Source organism: Polyangium sorediatum (assembly GCF_029946465.1).
In the GTDB taxonomy this organism is placed as follows: Bacteria; Myxococcota_A; Polyangia; order Polyangiales; family Polyangiaceae; genus Polyangium; species Polyangium fumosum.
In genome coordinates, this window is record NZ_JARZHI010000003.1 from 319,950 (window position 1) to 336,177 (window position 16,228).

15 protein-coding genes are annotated in these 16,228 nt (G+C 69.3%); 10 read left to right on the forward strand and 5 right to left on the reverse strand.

Annotation, left to right across the window (positions count from 1 at the left end; translation table 11 throughout):
• Positions 1-22: 22 nt before the first annotated feature.
• The 3 genes from QHF89_RS05510 to QHF89_RS05520 form a co-directional block, all read right to left on the reverse strand.
• Complete coding sequence (locus tag QHF89_RS05510; protein ID WP_136967164.1) at positions 23-2,035, reverse strand: EGF domain-containing protein; 2,013 nt, start codon at positions 2,033-2,035, stop codon at positions 23-25.
• Positions 2,036-2,159: 124 nt separating this feature from the next.
• Complete coding sequence (locus QHF89_RS05515; RefSeq protein WP_284720102.1) at positions 2,160-2,408, reverse strand: DUF378 domain-containing protein; 249 nt, start codon at positions 2,406-2,408, stop codon at positions 2,160-2,162.
• Positions 2,409-2,447: 39 nt separating this feature from the next.
• Positions 2,448-3,260, reverse strand: coding sequence for an alpha/beta fold hydrolase (locus QHF89_RS05520; RefSeq protein WP_284720103.1), 813 nt, complete (start codon positions 3,258-3,260; stop codon positions 2,448-2,450).
• Positions 3,261-3,370: 110 nt separating this feature from the next.
• Here QHF89_RS05520 and QHF89_RS05525 point away from each other — a divergent pair, with 110 nt between their 5' ends.
• Genes QHF89_RS05525 through QHF89_RS05535 form a run of 3 tightly spaced genes read left to right on the forward strand, consistent with a single transcriptional unit; the run spans position 3,371 to position 7,481 of the window.
• Entirely contained in the window at positions 3,371-3,592 is a 222-nt protein-coding gene (locus QHF89_RS05525) for a DUF350 domain-containing protein (protein ID WP_136928541.1), read from the forward strand.
• Positions 3,593-3,624: 32 nt separating this feature from the next.
• Positions 3,625-4,716: a hypothetical protein gene (locus QHF89_RS05530; RefSeq protein WP_284720104.1), complete on the forward strand. Its 1,092-nt coding sequence runs from the start codon at positions 3,625-3,627 to the stop codon at positions 4,714-4,716.
• Positions 4,717-4,748: 32 nt separating this feature from the next.
• Positions 4,749-7,481 carry a M1 family metallopeptidase gene (locus QHF89_RS05535; RefSeq protein WP_284720105.1) on the forward strand — a complete coding sequence of 911 codons (2,733 nt, stop codon included), beginning with the start codon at positions 4,749-4,751 and terminating at the stop codon, positions 7,479-7,481.
• 3 nt (positions 7,482-7,484) lie between these two features.
• Here QHF89_RS05535 and QHF89_RS05540 read toward each other — a convergent pair whose 3' ends face one another.
• Both QHF89_RS05540 and QHF89_RS05545 read right to left on the reverse strand, forming a co-directional pair.
• Entirely contained in the window at positions 7,485-7,919 is a 435-nt protein-coding gene (locus QHF89_RS05540; protein ID WP_136967161.1) for a DoxX family protein, read from the reverse strand.
• Positions 7,920-7,951: 32 nt separating this feature from the next.
• Positions 7,952-9,136, reverse strand: a complete 1,185-nt coding sequence (locus QHF89_RS05545; RefSeq protein WP_136928545.1) for a ferritin-like domain-containing protein — start codon at positions 9,134-9,136, stop codon at positions 7,952-7,954.
• 463 nt (positions 9,137-9,599) lie between these two features.
• Here QHF89_RS05545 and QHF89_RS05550 point away from each other — a divergent pair, with 463 nt between their 5' ends.
• From QHF89_RS05550 to QHF89_RS05580, 7 genes are all read left to right on the forward strand, one after another.
• On the forward strand, positions 9,600-10,379 hold the full coding sequence (locus tag QHF89_RS05550; RefSeq protein WP_136967160.1) for a hypothetical protein: 780 nt from the start codon (positions 9,600-9,602) through the stop codon (positions 10,377-10,379).
• Between the two features lie 35 nt (positions 10,380-10,414).
• Entirely contained in the window at positions 10,415-11,557 is a 1,143-nt protein-coding gene (locus QHF89_RS05555) for a hypothetical protein (RefSeq protein WP_136967159.1), read from the forward strand.
• Positions 11,558-11,581: 24 nt separating this feature from the next.
• Entirely contained in the window at positions 11,582-12,556 is a 975-nt protein-coding gene (locus QHF89_RS05560; RefSeq protein ID WP_136967158.1) for a metallophosphoesterase family protein, read from the forward strand.
• A complete protein-coding gene (locus tag QHF89_RS05565) occupies positions 12,544-13,116 on the forward strand; it encodes a hypothetical protein (RefSeq protein ID WP_136967157.1) in 573 nt (190 codons plus the stop codon). Before QHF89_RS05560 ends, QHF89_RS05565 begins: the two co-directional genes overlap by 13 nt.
• Before the next feature lie 263 nt (positions 13,117-13,379).
• Positions 13,380-14,603, forward strand: a complete 1,224-nt coding sequence (locus QHF89_RS05570) for a hypothetical protein (RefSeq protein ID WP_284720106.1) — start codon at positions 13,380-13,382, stop codon at positions 14,601-14,603.
• Between the two features lie 26 nt (positions 14,604-14,629).
• The gene (locus tag QHF89_RS05575; protein ID WP_284720107.1) at positions 14,630-15,490 is read left to right on the forward strand and encodes an alpha/beta fold hydrolase; all 861 of its coding nucleotides are present in this window, start codon (positions 14,630-14,632) and stop codon (positions 15,488-15,490) included.
• A gap of 30 nt (positions 15,491-15,520) precedes the next feature.
• Positions 15,521-16,057 carry an OsmC family protein gene (locus tag QHF89_RS05580; RefSeq protein ID WP_284720108.1) on the forward strand — a complete coding sequence of 179 codons (537 nt, stop codon included), beginning with the start codon at positions 15,521-15,523 and terminating at the stop codon, positions 16,055-16,057.
• Positions 16,058-16,228 lie beyond the last annotated feature (171 nt).

Genomic DNA, 16,228 nt, shown 5'->3' on the forward strand with positions numbered 1-16,228 from the left:
CCTCAGGCGAAATCAATGCATTTTACTGGAGGAAGCCGGCCGCGCAGCCGTTCGCCACGAGCCGCGCCCAGTCGCCGGTGCCCTGCATCCCCGGGTGACCGGTGCCGTTCGAATAAACGACCTTGAAGTCGGGACGGTACGCATGCGCGATCTCGCCGTCGGTGTACGTGCCGTCGATGATCCCGGCGCCCTGGAGGATGAGGTAATCGCGGTAGGGCGAGGCGTACGCCGAGACGCCGCTGTGCAGGAACGTCGTGCCATTGCCCGAATAACTCGACGAGGTGTAGAGGTTGTCCCCGGTCGGCGACACGACGGGCGAATATGCCGCGGTCATGATCTTGCCCGCGAGCGAGATGTTGCTCGTGTACGTCGAGAAGGCGCCGAGGACCACGTTGCCGCCCGCGTCCACGAAATCGCCGAGGTTGTTGCCGAAGTTGGTCGCGTTGGCGTACCCCTCGTTGACCCAGGTGTGCACGCAATCGTAGGTGTTCAAGGTCGCGAGCGAGGGCGTGGACATGCGGGGATCGACATAGGTCACCGTGCCGCCGGTGATCGCCGCGATGGCAGTGCGATACGACGCGGCGTCGGCGATCGACGGGGCATACGCGATCCGGATGCGCGCGCAGGTGCTCGGGGTGCCCTTGCACCGGAAGTACGGCTCGACCTTGCAGATCGCCGAGCAACCGTCGCCGCCCATGGCGTCCCCGTCGTCGCATTTCTCGCCGGGCAAGAGGATCCCATCGCCGCAGAGGGGCGTGCACACGCTCGGCATGCCGGTGCAGGTGTAGCCGCTCTCGACCTTGCAGGTCGCCGAGCAACCGTCGCCCGCGACCGTACCCGCGTCGTCGCACGTCTCGCCCGCGACCACGAGGCCGTCGCCGCAGACCGCCGTGCACGTCTTGCCATTGCCGGTAAAACCCGGCATGCAGGCGCAGGAGAACGAGCCGGGCTGGTTCGTGCACGCCGCGTTCGGATCACAATCGTCCGTGTTGGTAGCACACTCGTCCACGTCCGTGCACTGGACGCCATTGCCCGTGTATCCCGTGTTGCACGTGCAAGAGAACGAGCCGAGCTGGTTCGTGCACGCCGCATTCGCGTGGCAGTTGTCCGTATTCAGCGCACACTCGTCCACGTCCGTGCACTGGATGCCGTCGCCGGTGTATCCCGTGTTGCACGCGCACGAGAACGAGCCGGGCAGGTTCGTGCACGCCGCATTTGCGTGGCAGTTGTCCGTATTCAGCGCGCACTCGTCCACGTCCATGCACACGACGCCGTCGCCCACGTAGCCCATGTTGCAAGCGCAGGTGAACGAGCCGGGCGAATTCATGCAGGACGCGTTCGCGTCGCAGTTATCGGTATTCAGCGCGCATTCGTCCACCTCCGTGCACGCAACGCCGTCGCCCGCATATCCCATGTTGCAGGCGCAGACGAACGAGCCCGGCGTGTTGGTGCAGCTCGCATTCGCGTGGCAGTTGTCCGTATTCAGCGCGCACTCGTCCACGTCCGTGCACGCTGTCGGCTCCCCCGCGCACTCCCAGCCGGACTCGAGCGTGCAAGCCGCCGAGCAGCCGTCCGCACCGGCCGTATTGCCGTCGTCGCAGGCCTCCATGCCGGCGATCAGCCCGTCGCCGCAGCCCGTCGTGCACTTGCTCGGCTCCCCGGCACAGCTCCATCCTTCTTCGACGGCGCACGCCGCCGAGCAGCCGTCCGCATCGGCCGTATTGCCGTCGTCACACCCCTCGCTGCCTTCGACCGCGCCATCGCCGCAGACGGCGCTGCTGCCGCCCGCGCCGCCTTGGCCCCCCACCCCACCCTGACCGCCTTGGCCGCCCTGGCCGCCCTGGCCGCCGTCACCGCCCTGCCCCGCGTCACCGCCCTGGCCGCCTTGGCCGCCCTCCCCGCCCTGGCCCGCGCTGCCGCCTTGGCCCGCGCCCCCCGTCGTGGGCATCGATGGGTCGCTGCTGCAGCCCGCGGCTGCCACCGATATCGCCCCGAGGAGCAAGATCCCGCTGATCGCCCGAATCCCACCACGCATGCTCCGACCTCCTCACGGGCTGCCTCGTGCAGCGCGCAAACGTCGGGCATCGGAACCTGGACAGCCCCTGCTTGTCCAGAGTTTTTCGTAAAGGATCACGCGAGATTCGGGCTGCAGCGTTGCGTCAAGCTCTTGGCCGTTGCACGAGCCGCGTCGAGAGGAAAATCAAATACAGACCCGCCACGCCCACGAGCACGTACACGATGCGCGTGAGTGCCGAGTCCACGCCGAAAAGGGCCGACACGAGGTTCCACTGGAAGAGGCCCACGAGCGCCCAGTTGAGGGCGCCGACGATCACGAGGATCATCGCCGCCCACGCCAGCCCCGACATCCCGTCCGTGCGTGTATCTACCATGCGAGGCCGGCGTTGCATGGGACGGACCAGCGATCCGCCCGGCCGAGCCGAGCCACGTCAGGCTAGAAAATCGAGCAGCGCCCCGTAGGTCTCGAGCGGCGCCTCCAGCGGGACGAGGTGCCCGACGCCGGGGAGCGTGCGGAGCCGCGCGCCCGGAATCCGCCGCGCGAGGAGCTCGCCATTTTCGTGCGGAATCAGCGGATCGGCATCGCCGTGCAGGACGAGCGTCGGCGCGCGGACGTCGCCGAGGCGATCCCACACGGAGAACCTGCTGATCGCCTGAATTTGCCGCAGGAGCCCGTCGACCTCGGGCGCGCCTTCGAGCGTGGAGGTGATGGCCATGTCGAGGAGCTCGGGGTACTTCTGGACGAACGCCGGCCCCGTGATGGCGCGATAAAACGCGGCGAGGCGCGTCTCGGCCGCCGCGGGATCCCCGCCGCGGGCGAGCGCCGTGAGCTCGGAGAGGATCGCGCCTTCGGGCTTCCGCGCGAGGTCACCGCCCGCCGAGGTCGCGAGGAGCACGAGGCGCGAGAGCCGTTCGGGGTAACGCACGGCGATCTCCTGCGCGATCATACCGCCCATCGAAATGCCGACGAGCCGCGCCTCGGGGATCCCGAGGTGATCGAGGAGCCCCACGGCGTCGGCGGCCATGTCCGCGATCTCGTAGCTCCCGCCGGAGACACGCGAGGAGCGGCCGACGTCGCGGTTGTCAAACTGGATCGCGCGGAAGCCGCGTCCGGCGAGGGCCCGCGAAATCGGCGTCCAGTTGTCCCCCCGCGAGCCGAGGCCCATCACGAGTAGCACGGCCGGGCCGCTCTCGCCGAAGATGTCGTAATGGATGTCGACGTCGCCGATCCGCGCGATGCCCATGGTGGCCCGAGGACGTAGCCGCTTCCGCCCGTGACGTCGAGGCTTCCCAGCCGGGCCCATCTTCCCGTACCCTGCCGGCACGGCCCGTCCGGGCCCTCGGGAGAGCATCGATGCTCGACATTTCGCAGTTGCTCAAAGCCTCCATCGCCACGCTGATCTTCGTCGCGATCGGGCTCGTCGTCTTCGCCGTGGCGTTCATCATCATCACGAAGGTGACGCCGTTCTCGATCCGCAAGGAGATCGAGGAGGACCAGAACACCGCGCTCGCGATCGTGATCGGCTCGGTGATCCTCGGCCTATCCTGGATCATCGCCGCGGCGATCCACGGCTAGCGGGAGGACCGAGAGAGAAGTCCCGAGCGCCTGTGAACGGGCCCTGGATCTGGGGCGCGCGCGTCGACGTGGCCGTCTTCGGAGGGTCCGCGGCGCTCGCGCTCGTGCTCGCCGCGCTCGCGCCCGCGCTGAGCGACGAGGGCGCGCTGCCGCTCTGGGGATGGATCACGTTCGTGCTCGCGGTCGACGTCGCGCACGTCCACACGACGTTCTTCCGGACGTACTTCGATCGCGAGGAGCTCCGGAAGCGCCGCGCGCTCTACATCGCCACGCCGCTCGCGTGCTGGGCTGCAGGCGCATGCCTCCACGCCACGTCCGAGCGGCTCTTCTGGCGCGTGCTCGCGTACGTGGCGGTGCTGCACTTCGTGCGGCAACAAGCGGGCTGGGTGGCGATCTACCGGGCGCGCGCCGGCGAACGCTCGCGGCTCGGTCGCGTGCTCGACGACGCCACGATCTACGCGTCGACCTGCTTCCCGCTGCTCTACTGGCACGCGCATCTGCCCCGCGCGTTCCGGTGGTTCGTCGAGGACGACTTCGTGACCCTGCCGTGGCTCGCGGCGCTCGTCGTGCCCGCGGGGATCGTCTGGGCCGCGCTGCTCGTCGCGTACGCGGCGCGCGCCGCGCTCGTGGCGTGGCGAGGCGGGCCGCGGAACCCGGGCAAACACCTCGTCGTGGCGACGACGGCGATCACGTGGTTCTCGGGGATCGTCGCGACGAACTCGGACTTCCAGTTCACCGTGACGAACGTCCTCGTGCACGGGATCCCGTACATGGCGCTGCTCTGGGCGTTCGCGCGGGAGAGGGCGCGGGAAGCGCCCACGGGGCTCGTCGCGCGGATCGTGACGGGCGGCGTGCTCGCGTTCGCCGCGGCGGCGCTCGCGCTCGCGTTCGCCGAAGAGGCGCTCTGGGATCGGCTGATCTGGCACGACAAACCATCGATCTTCGGCGGGATGCGCGAGGCGCCGCTGCTCGGCCCTTCGGCGCGGGCGCTCGTCGTGCCGCTGCTCGCGCTGCCGCAGGCCACGCATTACGTGCTCGACGCGGTGCTCTGGCGCCGCAAGGACACGGGCCCGGCGCAAGCGCGGGCGCTCGGGTTCCGGGGCGCGCCGGAGCCTGCCGCTTGACCGGGCCACGCCGCGCGGCGAACGTTCGATCGATGCTTGCTTGGTCCCGCGGAGCGAGGCTCGTGTTTCCCCTCGTCGTCGTCGCCCTCGCGGGCTGCATCCCGAACGCGCCGGTGCTCCGCGTCGAGCCGACCCGCGAGCCCACCGCAGAGGCGCCCAAGGCCCCGGCGCCGCTCGCGAACGGCCGGCTGCCGGACACGGCGCGGCCGCTTCGATACGCGCTCTCGTTGTGGGTGAATCCGAAGGAGCCGCGCTTCACGGGCGAGGTGACGATCGACGTGGAGCTCCCGCGACCGACGTCGCACGTGGTGCTGCACGCGACGGAGATCGACCTCCGGCGAGCGCAAGGAATCGTCCGAGGCGAACGCCGCCCCGCGCAGATCTCGACGCGGCCGAGCGCGGGGCAGAAGACGCCGGACGAGCTCGTGCTCTCGTTCGATCGGCCGCTGCCCGCGGGGCGCGCGTCGATCGAGATCACCTACGTCGCGCCCTTCGGCGAGGGCACGGCGGGCCTGTTCCGCGTCGAGGACGCAGGGGCGTCGTACGTGTTCTCGCAGTTCGAACCCGTCGACGCGCGGCGGGTCTTCCCGTGCTTCGACGAGCCCGGCTTCAAGGTGCCGTTCGACGTGAAGGTGACGGTGCCGAAGGGCCAGCTCGCGCTGTCGAACGCGCCGGAGACGAGCCGAACGGCCTCGCCGGATGCCGCGCACGAGACGTTCACGTTCGCCACGACGGAGCCGCTGCCGACGTACCTCGTCGCGCTCGCCGTGGGGCCGTTCGAGATCCGCGAGGCGAAGTCGACCGTTGGGGGCCCAAAGGATCCGATCGAGCTTCGCCTCGTCACGACGCGCGGCAAGTCGAAGCTCGGCGCGCTCGTGCTCGACACGGCGGCGCGCGAGCTCGCGGTGCTCGCGGGCTTCTTCGGCCGAGCGTATCCGTACAAGAAGCTCGATCTCGTGGCCGTGCCGGACCTCATGGCCGCGGCGATGGAGCACCCGGGGCTCGTGACGTTCCGTGAGGACCTGGCGCTGCTCGATCCGGATGCGGCGTCGGCGCAAGGCAAGCAGGAGATGGCGTCGATCGTGGCGCACGAGCTTGCGCACCAGTGGTTCGGCAACCTCGTCGGACCGCCGTGGTGGGACGATCTCTGGCTCAACGAGGGCCTCGCGACGTGGATGACGGCGAAGGTCGTCGACACGATCACGAAGGACACGAGCGCCGCCGCGTTCGGCGTGCGCGACAAGCACCTCGCGATGAAGCTCGACGAGCTGCCCTCGTCGCGGGCCGTGCGCGCGCCCGTGGTGAGCACGGGGGACGCCGAGGAGATCTTCGACGCCATCACCTACGAAAAGGGCGCGAGCCTCGTCCGGATGCTCGAAGGATGGCTCGGGGAAGACGTGATGCGGAAGGGCCTCGCGGCGCACACGTCCGCGCACGCGCACGGCACGGCCTCGACGGACGTCCTGCTCGCGGCGCTCGCCGAGGCGTCGGGCAAGGACGTCGCAGCCGTGGCACGCCCGTTCCTCGAACGCACGGGCGTGCCCTTCGTGCGCGCGGAGCTCACCTGCGAGGCAGACAAGCCGCCCCGCGTGTCGCTCGCGCTCACGTCGCCGGCCTCGCGGGCGGGCGCAGGCGGCGAGCCGGCGCAGGCGTTCGTCGTGCCCGCGTGCGTCGCGTACGAGGGCGGGGCCGCGCCCGTGTGCGGGCTGCTCTCCGATCGCCTGGCGCTGGAACTCCCGCGGCGCGGCTGCCCGGCGTGGATTCATCCGAACGCGGACGAACGCGGCTACTACCGGTTCACGCTGCCGCGCGCCTCGTGGGACGCGCTCGCGAAGGTCGCGAAGAAGCTCTCGCCGACGGAGCGCGTGGGCCTCGTGGCGAACGCGCTCGCGCTCGTGCGCAGCGGAGAGCTCGGGGCAGATGCGCTGCTCGAGCTTCTCTCGTCGCTCCGCGGCGAGCGGCACCCCGCGGTGCTCGCCGAGATGACAGAGAGCCTGCGCTGGCTCCGCGTGGTGCTGCCGGACTCGGGGGCCCGCGAGGCGCTCGGCCGCTTCGTCGGCGCGCTGTTCCTGCCGCTCGGCAAGGAGCTCGGGTGGGCGACGCGCAAGCAGGACGACGACGCGACGCGCCTCGCGCGTGTGGCCGTGCTCGAAGCGCTCGGCGTGCTCGCGGAGGACCCGTGGACGCTGCGGCAAGCGGCCTCGCGCGCGACGGCGTACCTCGACGATCCACGCGCGATCGACGCGGACACGACGGCGGTCGCGTTGCTCGTCGCCGCGCGGACCGGTGGCGACGAGAGGCTGCAAGCGCTGCGGGACGCGGTGCGGCTGGCGGCGACGCCGGAGGAGCGGGTCATCGCGGCGCGGGCGATCGGGAGGATCGGCGATCCGGCGGAGCTCGGTCGGGGCCTCGACATCGCGCGGGCCGGAGAGCTTCGGGCGCACGAGTTTGCCCGTGCGTTCCACGAATCGACACGCGCGCCGGAGACTTTGTCCACGTCGCTCGGGTGGATCCGCGCGCGGGGCCCCGAGCTCGCCCCGCGGTTCGGCGGAGGGCTCTTGCTCGAACTCTCGAGCGCCGTGGGCGAGGCGTGTGATCCGGTGACGCGGGACGACGCGCTCAAGGTCTTCAAGGCGATCTTCGAGACGGCTTTCGTGAACCCGCGGAAGCTTCAGGCGCTCGAAGAGCAGGCGAATCAGTGTATTGCCGTGCGAGAGCGCGAGACGCCGCGGCTGCGCAAAAAGCTCGGGCTCGGGAAGCGCTGAGCGCTAGACGCGGCCTGGGCGCGAACGAACGCCGACCCAGTACGCCCAGGCGATGAAGACGAGCTGAAACGGGAGCCGCGCCCATAACGCCCATACGGGCACAGGGTCGTCGCCGACCTGGATTTCGTGGATCGCCATGTTGATGTTCGCGGGGAACACTGCGACGTAGAGCGCGATGAGGCCGATGCCCACCGCGCGCCGAAGCCGCGGGATGAGCAGGCCCACGCCGCCGGCGATCTCGGCCACCCCGCTCACGTACACGAGCGCGAGCGGCGCGGGCAGGACCGCAGGGACGATTCGCACGAACGGCTCGGGGGACACGAAATGCAGGAGGCCCACGCCCATCATGGCCAGGGCGAGCACGACGCGGAGGACGACCTTCACGCGGCTCTCCGGCGGCGCGAGCGGGGGTTCGGCAGGACGATCGGCGGGAGCCATTCGCCCTCTTTTCGAGCGCTTGTCGCGCTCCGTCAAGCCTCCGCGCGAATTTCACCGCCCCCGAGCCGCTCCAGGAAGAGCCGCGCCGCGGGCAACACGACCTCGACCGTCGCGCGCCGAGCGGCCTCCTTCGCCTCGGCCTCGCCGAGCCGTCCGTGCGCGGCGAGGCGTGGATCGCTGGGTGTCCGCTCCCCGGCTGCGCCTTGCCCGAGCGCCGCGAAGACCTCGACGACGGCCGCGCGCACGGCCTCACCACCCACGCGAACGGCCCAGGCCACCGTGCGCCATGCGAGCTCGGCGTGACGCGCCTCGTCCTCGACGATGAGCCTGAGGACCGCGTGCACGGCCGGATCCGTGGCGGACGCGAGCTGCTCGGCCGCGACGGCCGCGGTGATTGTCTCTCCAATACAACCCTCCCGTGCGGCGCGGGCGGCGACCGAGGCGAGGTCGGCGCTGATTTCGATCCGCCCCTCGAAAGGAAACGGCCCCGGGGCCATGGCCTCGCCCGCATAATTCGAGGCGAGCGCAAAACAGAGCTCCGCGTGGCGCACCTCGTCCTGCGCGGCCTGATGCGCTCGCGTCACGAGGTCCGCCGGGGCGCCCACGGCGAGCAGTTCCAGGGCAAACCGTCCGAAGGAGGCCACGGAGGCGTGCTCGAAGAGCCCGTCCCGCGTCCACGCGGCCGCGAGCAGCGCGCGCTCGTCCGCGGAGAGATCGTCGATGTTCGGAGCCATCGCCTCCGGACAGCGAGCGCCAGAAGCAAAGGCGCCGCGGACGGGCGCGGCCGTGCGGGGGGACTCGTTCACGAGGAAGGGACGACCGCCGAGGCAAAGGGGCTGGAACACCGTATCGTAACAGCATCGGCCATTCTCGAAGGTGCCCTCCGATTTCATGGTGTGCATACCAAAAGATCCATCGAGGATGGCCTTGGCCTCGGGCTGCGAAGGGCACATCACGGGGGCGTCGCCACCCACGCCGCCGACGCCTCCTGCACCGCCGATGCCGCCCGCGCCTCCGCTTCCGCCGGTCCCTTGCGACGCCTCGGGCCAATCAAAACATGCCCGCCTCTCGGTCGCATCCCCGCAAGGGCCGCCGGAGGACTCTTGAACGACGCAGCCCGGGAGTACGCCCATCCCCATCGTGGCGGGGAGCGCGGCGGCGACGAGCGCGACCAGCCGGCGCGCGAGGTTCCGGCGGAAGTCATGCGGAGCAGTCATGGACGACCTCGTGGGTAAGAAAGTTCCTGCGTGATGCAGGGCGCGGGCATTCTACGGCGATGCCCTTCGGAAGGCGAGGCAGACATGGGAGAAGACCGTTCGAACGTGCGCGCCCGCGCTCACAACGCTTCCCATATCGAAAGTTATGGCAAGAGGCTTGATATACCCGTCATTTTCTGGTAGCGATAGATTCCGGTCTTCGTCTTCGGGGAGGTCCTGCGAAATGGGTGCTCGGCGTCCGCGCCGGGGTGGGAGCCCCACGCGGCGCCCCACCCCGGCACGGAGGAGACGCGCGGGGTCGTGCTGGAGTTCTTTCCCGAGATCAGCGGGTCGGGCGAATCCCGACGAGCGTTACGTAGCCATCGGAAAAACCCACCACGATCGTTTGGTGTCGCACGATCCAAGCATCGATTCCCCGCTTTTGCCCGACGGGCTCTTCGGATAACCTCGGTCGTCGGACGACATGGCAGCGATCCAACTGTACTGCCCCTCCTGCGGCCAGAAGTTAACCATCGAGGCGGAAGCATTACGCGCGCAGACGACGTGCCCGCGTTGCGCAAAGAGCTTCGTGCCGATCGACGCGATTCCGCGCGACCAGACCTTGCCCGCGATCAAGGTCTCCGGCGTGCTCGACGCCGAAGCGCCGCCCCCGCCCGTCGAGGCGAAAATGCCTGCGAAGAAGCCCGGTTCGCTCGCCGGGCAAGTGGATACGATCCTGCTGCCGCCGAATGGAGGCCCGCTGCCGATCGTCACCTCCGCGCAGCGGCCTGCCGCGCCGGAGCCGTCCTCGAAGGAGCCCGCGCCGATCGCCGCGACGAACCCTTTGCCGGCCCCCACGTCGCCGCCGGTCCTCGACGGGCCGACGTTGATCCGCGCCGCACCGCCGGAGCCCGCCGCGAATGCACCGGGAAAGGCCGACGCGCTCGCAGCGACCGTCCCGGTGGACCCTCCGGCCGCCGAGCCTCCGGCCGTCGCGCCCAAACCCCTCGAAGTGACCGTACCCGCGGCTCCAGCGGTCGAAACCACGGCGCCCACCGCGCCCGAGGATCTTCCGCAAGTGGCCTCCGACGGATTGGCCGCGACGGTGACCGCCGAGCCCGAGGCCCCGGCCGCAATCCCGCCGCCGCCCCCGAAACCGGCATCCACAGAAAGCGCGATTCCCGCGGAGCTCGCCGCGCGCGCGGCGACGCTCCTCGGGGCTGTGAAGGTGGGCGGCTCGAAGGCGCTCGGATTCGGCACGTAGCCCTCGCCGCGGCCCTCGCGGCCGTCCTCTCGATCGTGCTGCTCGTGGTCACGAACGTGGGGGCGTTGCGGGGGATCGGCGTTTTTTTGGGGTCGATCACGCTCGCGGCGGCGCTGCTCGCGGGCGCGGCTTTCTGGCTCGTCCGATCGCGGAAGGACGCCTCCGCTCCGCCCGCCCTTTCGCCACGAGCGCGCTTCGCCCTGATCGGAGGCGTGGTCGGCTCGCTCGCGCTCGGCTCCGCAATCACGGGCATCGTGGCCGCGGCGACCGGAGGTCCAGGCGAGTTGCTCCGCGCCAAACACCTGCCGCCGCCGAACCTCCCGCCCAAGCCGGAGCTGCCGCCCGAGCAGCGCGCCGATTTCAAGCTGAAGCGCGAGGGCCACGTCTTCGTGAACGGCGGGCTCCTGCACGTCCCGCCGAAATTCCGATCGGACGACGGCGCGTTCGACCTGTACATGCATTTCCACGGCAACACGAACCTCGTCGAGGAGGGCGCCACCTCGGCCGGGCTGAACGCGCTCGTGTACACCGTGAACCTGGGCAATGGTTCGGGGCCGTACGAGGACAAATTCTCGGTCGTGGGCGTGCTCGATCAGACGATCGACAAGATCCAAGATACGGCGAAAAAACAAGGCCTGCGCGACGCCAGGGTGCGGCGCGTGGCTCTCGGCTCGTGGAGCGCGGGGTATGGCGCGCTCGCGAAGCTCCTCGACGTCACGAAGAACGTCGAGCGGATCGATTCGGTGCTGGTGCTCGACGGGATCCACGCCGCATACGTCGACCCGAAAGCAAAGACGGTCGACCCGGTCCGGCTCTCGCCGTTCTTGCGATTCGCGAAGCTCGCGTCCGAGGGAAAGCGGCTCTTCACGATCACGCACTCGAACATCGGCGGCACAGAGTACGCGAGCTCGTCGGAGAGCGCGGACGCGCTCCTGCGCGAGGCGGGCGCCGAGCGAGCCCCGGCACAGGCGACGCCGCCGCGCGTGACCACGAAAACGGCGCTCGCCGCGTTCAACAAAGGGGCGCAGGAGACGAGGCTCGAGCAGACGACGGAAGGGCGAAAAGGAGGTTTGCACGTGCGTGGTTATTCGGGACAAACACCCGATCAGCACATGGCGCACCTCGTGCAAATGTCCGTGACGGTGCTGCCGGAGCTCGCCGAGCGCTGGAAGGAATGAGGAGCCGGGGGAGCACGTGATCGAATGAACGGGAGCGCATCGGCTCGTGCCCTCGGCGCGCTCGCCCTCGCGGCGGGTTGCCTTTCCACGTGCACGCGCCCCCGAGAGCTCCCGCCGTGCGACGAATCCCCCGCGCTCCCCGTGGCGCCGAAGGATCCCGCCGCCGCCGTGATCGTCGCGGCGGGCGATATCGCCGAGTGTCCCGGAGGTCGGCAGGAAGAGACGGCGGCGCTCGTCGAGCAAATCGGGCCGGACGCGGTGTTCACGCTCGGCGACACGACGTATCCCAACGGCGAGCTCGACGAATTCCTCGATTGTTATCACCCGAGCTGGGGCAAGTTTCGATCGATCACACGCGCGGTCGTGGGCAACCACGAGTATCACGCCCTGCGCGCCGGGCCGTTCTTCGCTTATTTCTGCGGCGGCGCAGGGGCGTCCTTCGAGGGGCGCGCGAGCTTCGACATCGGGGCTTGGCACGTCGTGATGCTGAACTCCAATTGTGGCGGCGACCTCGACGTCCCCTCCTCGGTCCCCGACGATTTCGGCGGTTGCGGGCCGGACTCCCCGCAGGCACGCTGGCTCAAGGAAGATCTCGCGGCGCACCCGTCACGCTGCACGCTCGCGATGTGGCACCACGCGCGGTTCACCTCCGGCGAGCACGGGAGCGCCGATTCCATGCGGGATTCGTGGCGGATTTTGCAGGACGCCGGCGTCGACGTCGTCCTCGCCGGCCACGCGCACCTGTACGAGCGTTTCGCGCCCATGAATGCCGACGGCCAGATCGACGTCGTGCGGGGAATGCGCGGGTTCGTCGTCGGCACCGGAGGCAAGGTGCCGCTGCACGCCGTCGACGAAGTTCACAACGGGAGCGAGGTACGGAATATAGATACGCTGGGCGTGCTTCGGCTCGAGCTCCGATCCGAAGGATACACTTGGCGATTCGTACCGGTCTCGGGCGGCTCGTTCACCGACGAGGGCGAGGCGCCATGTCACGATTGACGTGCACCTTCCTGGTCTCGCTCGTGACCACCCTGGTCGCGCCGGTCGCACGCGGGGAGGCGCCGCCGGCGCGGCTTCGGTGGAGCGTCGATGCCCGCCTCGGATATGCCACGGCGTGGACCACCGGGCAGTCGTACCTCGGGCCGGCGACCGGGCTCATCGGTGGCCTGACGCTCCGCGTGCCGATTCATGTCGAGGTCGGCGCGGCGTATCACGTCGGCAGCATCGAATCGGCCGCGAACGATACGCTCGTCTACTGGTCGCGCCGACGGTCCGTGTTCGTGCACGCCGCAGCCGGTTACGATCGAACGACGCTGGCCGGACGACTGCTCGTAAGGCCGAGGTTCATCCTCGGTTCTTTCTTCATTGTGGACGAAGCGCAGCTCGGCGGGGCGATGCGCCAGGGGATCGAGCCAAGGTTCACGTTCGGTCCCGGCGTCGATATCCTCTTTCATTTCGGGGCTCTTCACGCAGGGATCGACGCACGCGCGCTCTTCGTTCCGTCCCATGTGGCCGCGCCGATCGGCGGGCTCTTTGGCGTGTTTGGCGTCAACAAGTAAGCCGGCCGAGATGCCGCGCCATTGCTGCAACGCACAATCGCGTCGTACCGCTCCATCGTGCCGCTGTATCGTTGCTTTGCATTGATGGTGCAACGTCACTTGTGATAATAGCTCGAAGGATGATGGCCTCGACGCGCCGCTCCTTTCCCGTCGCCCCGTTGCTCCTTACGATGTGTTTCGCCGCCGGCTCGCTGGGCTGCGGATCGACCACGGAAAATTGTCGCCCCGCGATCTCCGGAGATGTCGCGGCACAAGCGCCCCGCGTGGACGCGGGTGTCAGCGGAATGGCGGGCGCGCGCGTGGATGCTGCGGCCGACGCGAGGGCAAACGCGAACGCGAATGTCGAGCCGCCGCGGACCGAGGCGCAGCTCCGCGAGGCCGCCGAGCTGCGCGCTCGCGCCAAGGTGAATATCGATGCGGGTCGCTTGCGGGAAGCCTTGCCAGATCTGGAGCGCGCTTTCGAACTCTCGGGGGATGTGACGATCCTCGGGGACCTCGGCCTCGCGCTGCAAGCGGCCGGGCGGCTCGACGAGGCGTGGCTCGCGTTGCATCGATTCCGCGCGGAGGCGCGCGTGGCGTACGAGCCAATGCGCGCGAAAATCGACGCGGCGCTCGGCGAGCTTTCGGCGAAGCTCGGTGGACTCGTGGTGGAAGGCGGGGTGCCGGGCGCCCTCGTGCTCGTGCGGGGACAAATCGCGGCAAAATTGCCAATGACGTCACCGATTTACCTCGCGCCGGGGGACGTCTCGGTCGTGGTCCGTCCGCCTGGAAAACCCGACCTGACGGTCCGCGCGCGTGTCGCCGTGGGCGCGGTCGCCCGCGCGAGCGCGAACCTGGATACACCTGGCATTGGCGTGGCGGCCGGAGGTCTCACCGGAACGGTCGGAGGGCTCGCGGGCGGGCTCACGGGTGGGCTCGGCAGACCCACGGGAGGACTCACGGGGGCGGTCGGTGGGCTCACCGCGCCCGTCGGTGGACTCACCGCGCCGGTGGGAGGACTCACGGCGCCGAATCCTGGAATCGAGGCGCCGAATCCCAACCTCGGGGCGCCGAATCTCTCGGCGCCCGTTGGCGCAGTGACGGCGCCCGTCGGCACGATCGCGGCGCCCGTTGCCGCGGCGACCGCGCCGGTTTGGCCCATCGTGGTGGGCGTCGGCGGGCTCGCGGTGATGGGCGGCGCGATTGCGGCCTCTGTCGTGCATTCGGGCAGGCTCGACAATTTCGACGCGAACCTCTGCGGCGGCTCGGGCGCGAGCCCGGAATGCCCCTCCATCGAATCCGGGATCAAGGTGACGACCGGGCTCCAGGTCGTGGGGTACATCCTCGGAACCGCTGCGCTCACCACGGGGATCGTGGTGTTCGCCGTGACGCGATCGGCGCCCGATCTCGAATGCCCGAAGGTGGGCCGCGCGCCGGCCTTGACCCTCCAGTGTGGCCCCCACGTGGGCGGCAAAGGCGGCGGCGTGGGCTGCGTCGGCACGTTCTGAAATTCGTCTTTCCGGACAACCCAATCATGATCGAAGCCACGAGCAAGCGGATTCGCGTGGACGACGTCGAGCTCCACGTTCTCACGGAGGGATCGGGCCCGTCGATCCTCGTCCCCACGGGCGGCGGGATCGAGTTCTACCGGCGCACCTTTTCACGGCGGCTCCTCGATGCCCATACGTTCGTCTACGTCGAGATGCGAGGCACGGGAGCATCGACCGGCAGCCCTGAGGGAGCGACGTATGCGACGCTCGCCGACGATCTGGATGCCGTGCGCGAGAAGCTCGGGCTCGATCGCATCGTCGTCATGGGTCATTCGAACCACGGAGGCATCGCGCTCGAATTCGGGCTCCGTCACCCGAAGCACGCGGCCGCGGTCGTCTCCGTGGCGAGCGTGCCCGATTTCAGCCGCGCCATGAGCGTGGGAATCGCGCGGTGGGAGGTGGAGGCGAGCGCGTCACGGAAGGAGCTCCTCGCACGCCATCAAGCCGAGCTCGGCGCCCTCGATACGAGCGCGATGGATCCCGACGAGCTCACCCTCCGTCGATACCTCGCCTTGCATCCTCTCGTATGGAACGATCCGACGCTCGACGCCGGCGCCCTTTGGGGCGGTGTTCCGAGGGGATTTGCCATTTACATGCAATCGGTCATCCGCCCCGAAGCGGAGCGCTGGAGCCTCGTAGAGTCCCTCGGCGAGATCACTTGCCCCGTCCTCGCCCTCTGCGGCCGGTACGATTACGTCTGCCCTGTGGAGTTATGGGCAGAGGCGATCGACGCGCTGCCGCGGGGCGTTCTCGACATCTTCGAGCACAGCGGCCACAATCCACACTACGAGGAGTCGGCGCGATTCGACGCCGTCTTGCTCGCGTTCTTGCGCGCCCTTTCCTGAGGGCACGCGCCGGCGATGGAGGTCATGACCATGGAATCGCTTGGTGGTTGCTGCACCCTCGACATCGATAGGTTCCGGAGCACGCGCGACGCAGTGGAGAAGGCGCCCGAAGCAGGGAAAGGGAGCTTCGAGACCGTGACCGAGTGGCGTGAAGGCGCGCAAGCCGTGACGCGGGCGAGGTCCTTCCAAATCGAAACCGACGAGCCCACGCCGCTCGGCGGAAAGGACCAGCACGTCGATCCGATGGAGCTCTTGCTCGCGGCCCTCGGATCGTGCCTCACGATTGGATGGGTCACGCAGGCGCGGCTGCGCGGAATCGGGTATCGTAAGCTCGTGATCAAGGTGCAGGCGCCGTTCGACCTGCGCGGATATCTCGCGCTGGATCCTTCTGTCCGGCCCGGGTTCGGGCAGCTTCGTTATACCGTGGACGTGGACACCGACGCGGACGCCGCGTTGCTCGAAGAGATTCGAATCGCCGTGGAACGGACGAGCCCCATGCTCGACAATGTCCTGCGTCCGACGCCGGTCGAAGGGATCGTCCAGCAGCGCCCGAGCGTCTTGGCCTGATCCCAAAACCACCGTCGTCCCCTCCGCTCCGCACACCCTTCGCGCTCGTGCGACGCCGCGGACATTCGAGCCGCTCTAAAAAGCACCGTACGGGAGAATACCAGCGTTCAGGCACGGGCGAGAGAAGTGCGCTGCGCTATGGTGTGCGAGGTCGCAGTCGCACGGGTGATC

Excerpts from the sequence above, each read along its gene's own strand:
- QHF89_RS05510 (WP_136967164.1), bottom strand. The coding sequence starts at position 2,035 with ATGCGTGGTGGGATTCGGGCGATCAGCGGGATCTTGCTCCTCGGGGCG.
- QHF89_RS05515 (WP_284720102.1), bottom strand. The coding sequence starts at position 2,408 with ATGCAACGCCGGCCTCGCATGGTAGATACACGCACGGACGGGATGTCG.
- QHF89_RS05520 (WP_284720103.1), bottom strand. The coding sequence starts at position 3,260 with ATGGGCATCGCGCGGATCGGCGACGTCGACATCCATTACGACATCTTC.
- QHF89_RS05525 (WP_136928541.1), top strand. The coding sequence starts at position 3,371 with ATGCTCGACATTTCGCAGTTGCTCAAAGCCTCCATCGCCACGCTGATC.
- QHF89_RS05535 (WP_284720105.1), top strand. The coding sequence starts at position 4,749 with ATGCTTGCTTGGTCCCGCGGAGCGAGGCTCGTGTTTCCCCTCGTCGTC.
- QHF89_RS05540 (WP_136967161.1), bottom strand. The coding sequence starts at position 7,919 with ATGGCTCCCGCCGATCGTCCTGCCGAACCCCCGCTCGCGCCGCCGGAG.
- QHF89_RS05545 (WP_136928545.1), bottom strand. The coding sequence starts at position 9,136 with ATGACTGCTCCGCATGACTTCCGCCGGAACCTCGCGCGCCGGCTGGTC.
- QHF89_RS05550 (WP_136967160.1), top strand. The coding sequence starts at position 9,600 with ATGGCAGCGATCCAACTGTACTGCCCCTCCTGCGGCCAGAAGTTAACC.
- QHF89_RS05560 (WP_136967158.1), top strand. The coding sequence starts at position 11,582 with ATGAACGGGAGCGCATCGGCTCGTGCCCTCGGCGCGCTCGCCCTCGCG.
- QHF89_RS05565 (WP_136967157.1), top strand. The coding sequence starts at position 12,544 with ATGTCACGATTGACGTGCACCTTCCTGGTCTCGCTCGTGACCACCCTG.
- QHF89_RS05575 (WP_284720107.1), top strand. The coding sequence starts at position 14,630 with ATGATCGAAGCCACGAGCAAGCGGATTCGCGTGGACGACGTCGAGCTC.
- QHF89_RS05580 (WP_284720108.1), top strand. The coding sequence starts at position 15,521 with ATGGAATCGCTTGGTGGTTGCTGCACCCTCGACATCGATAGGTTCCGG.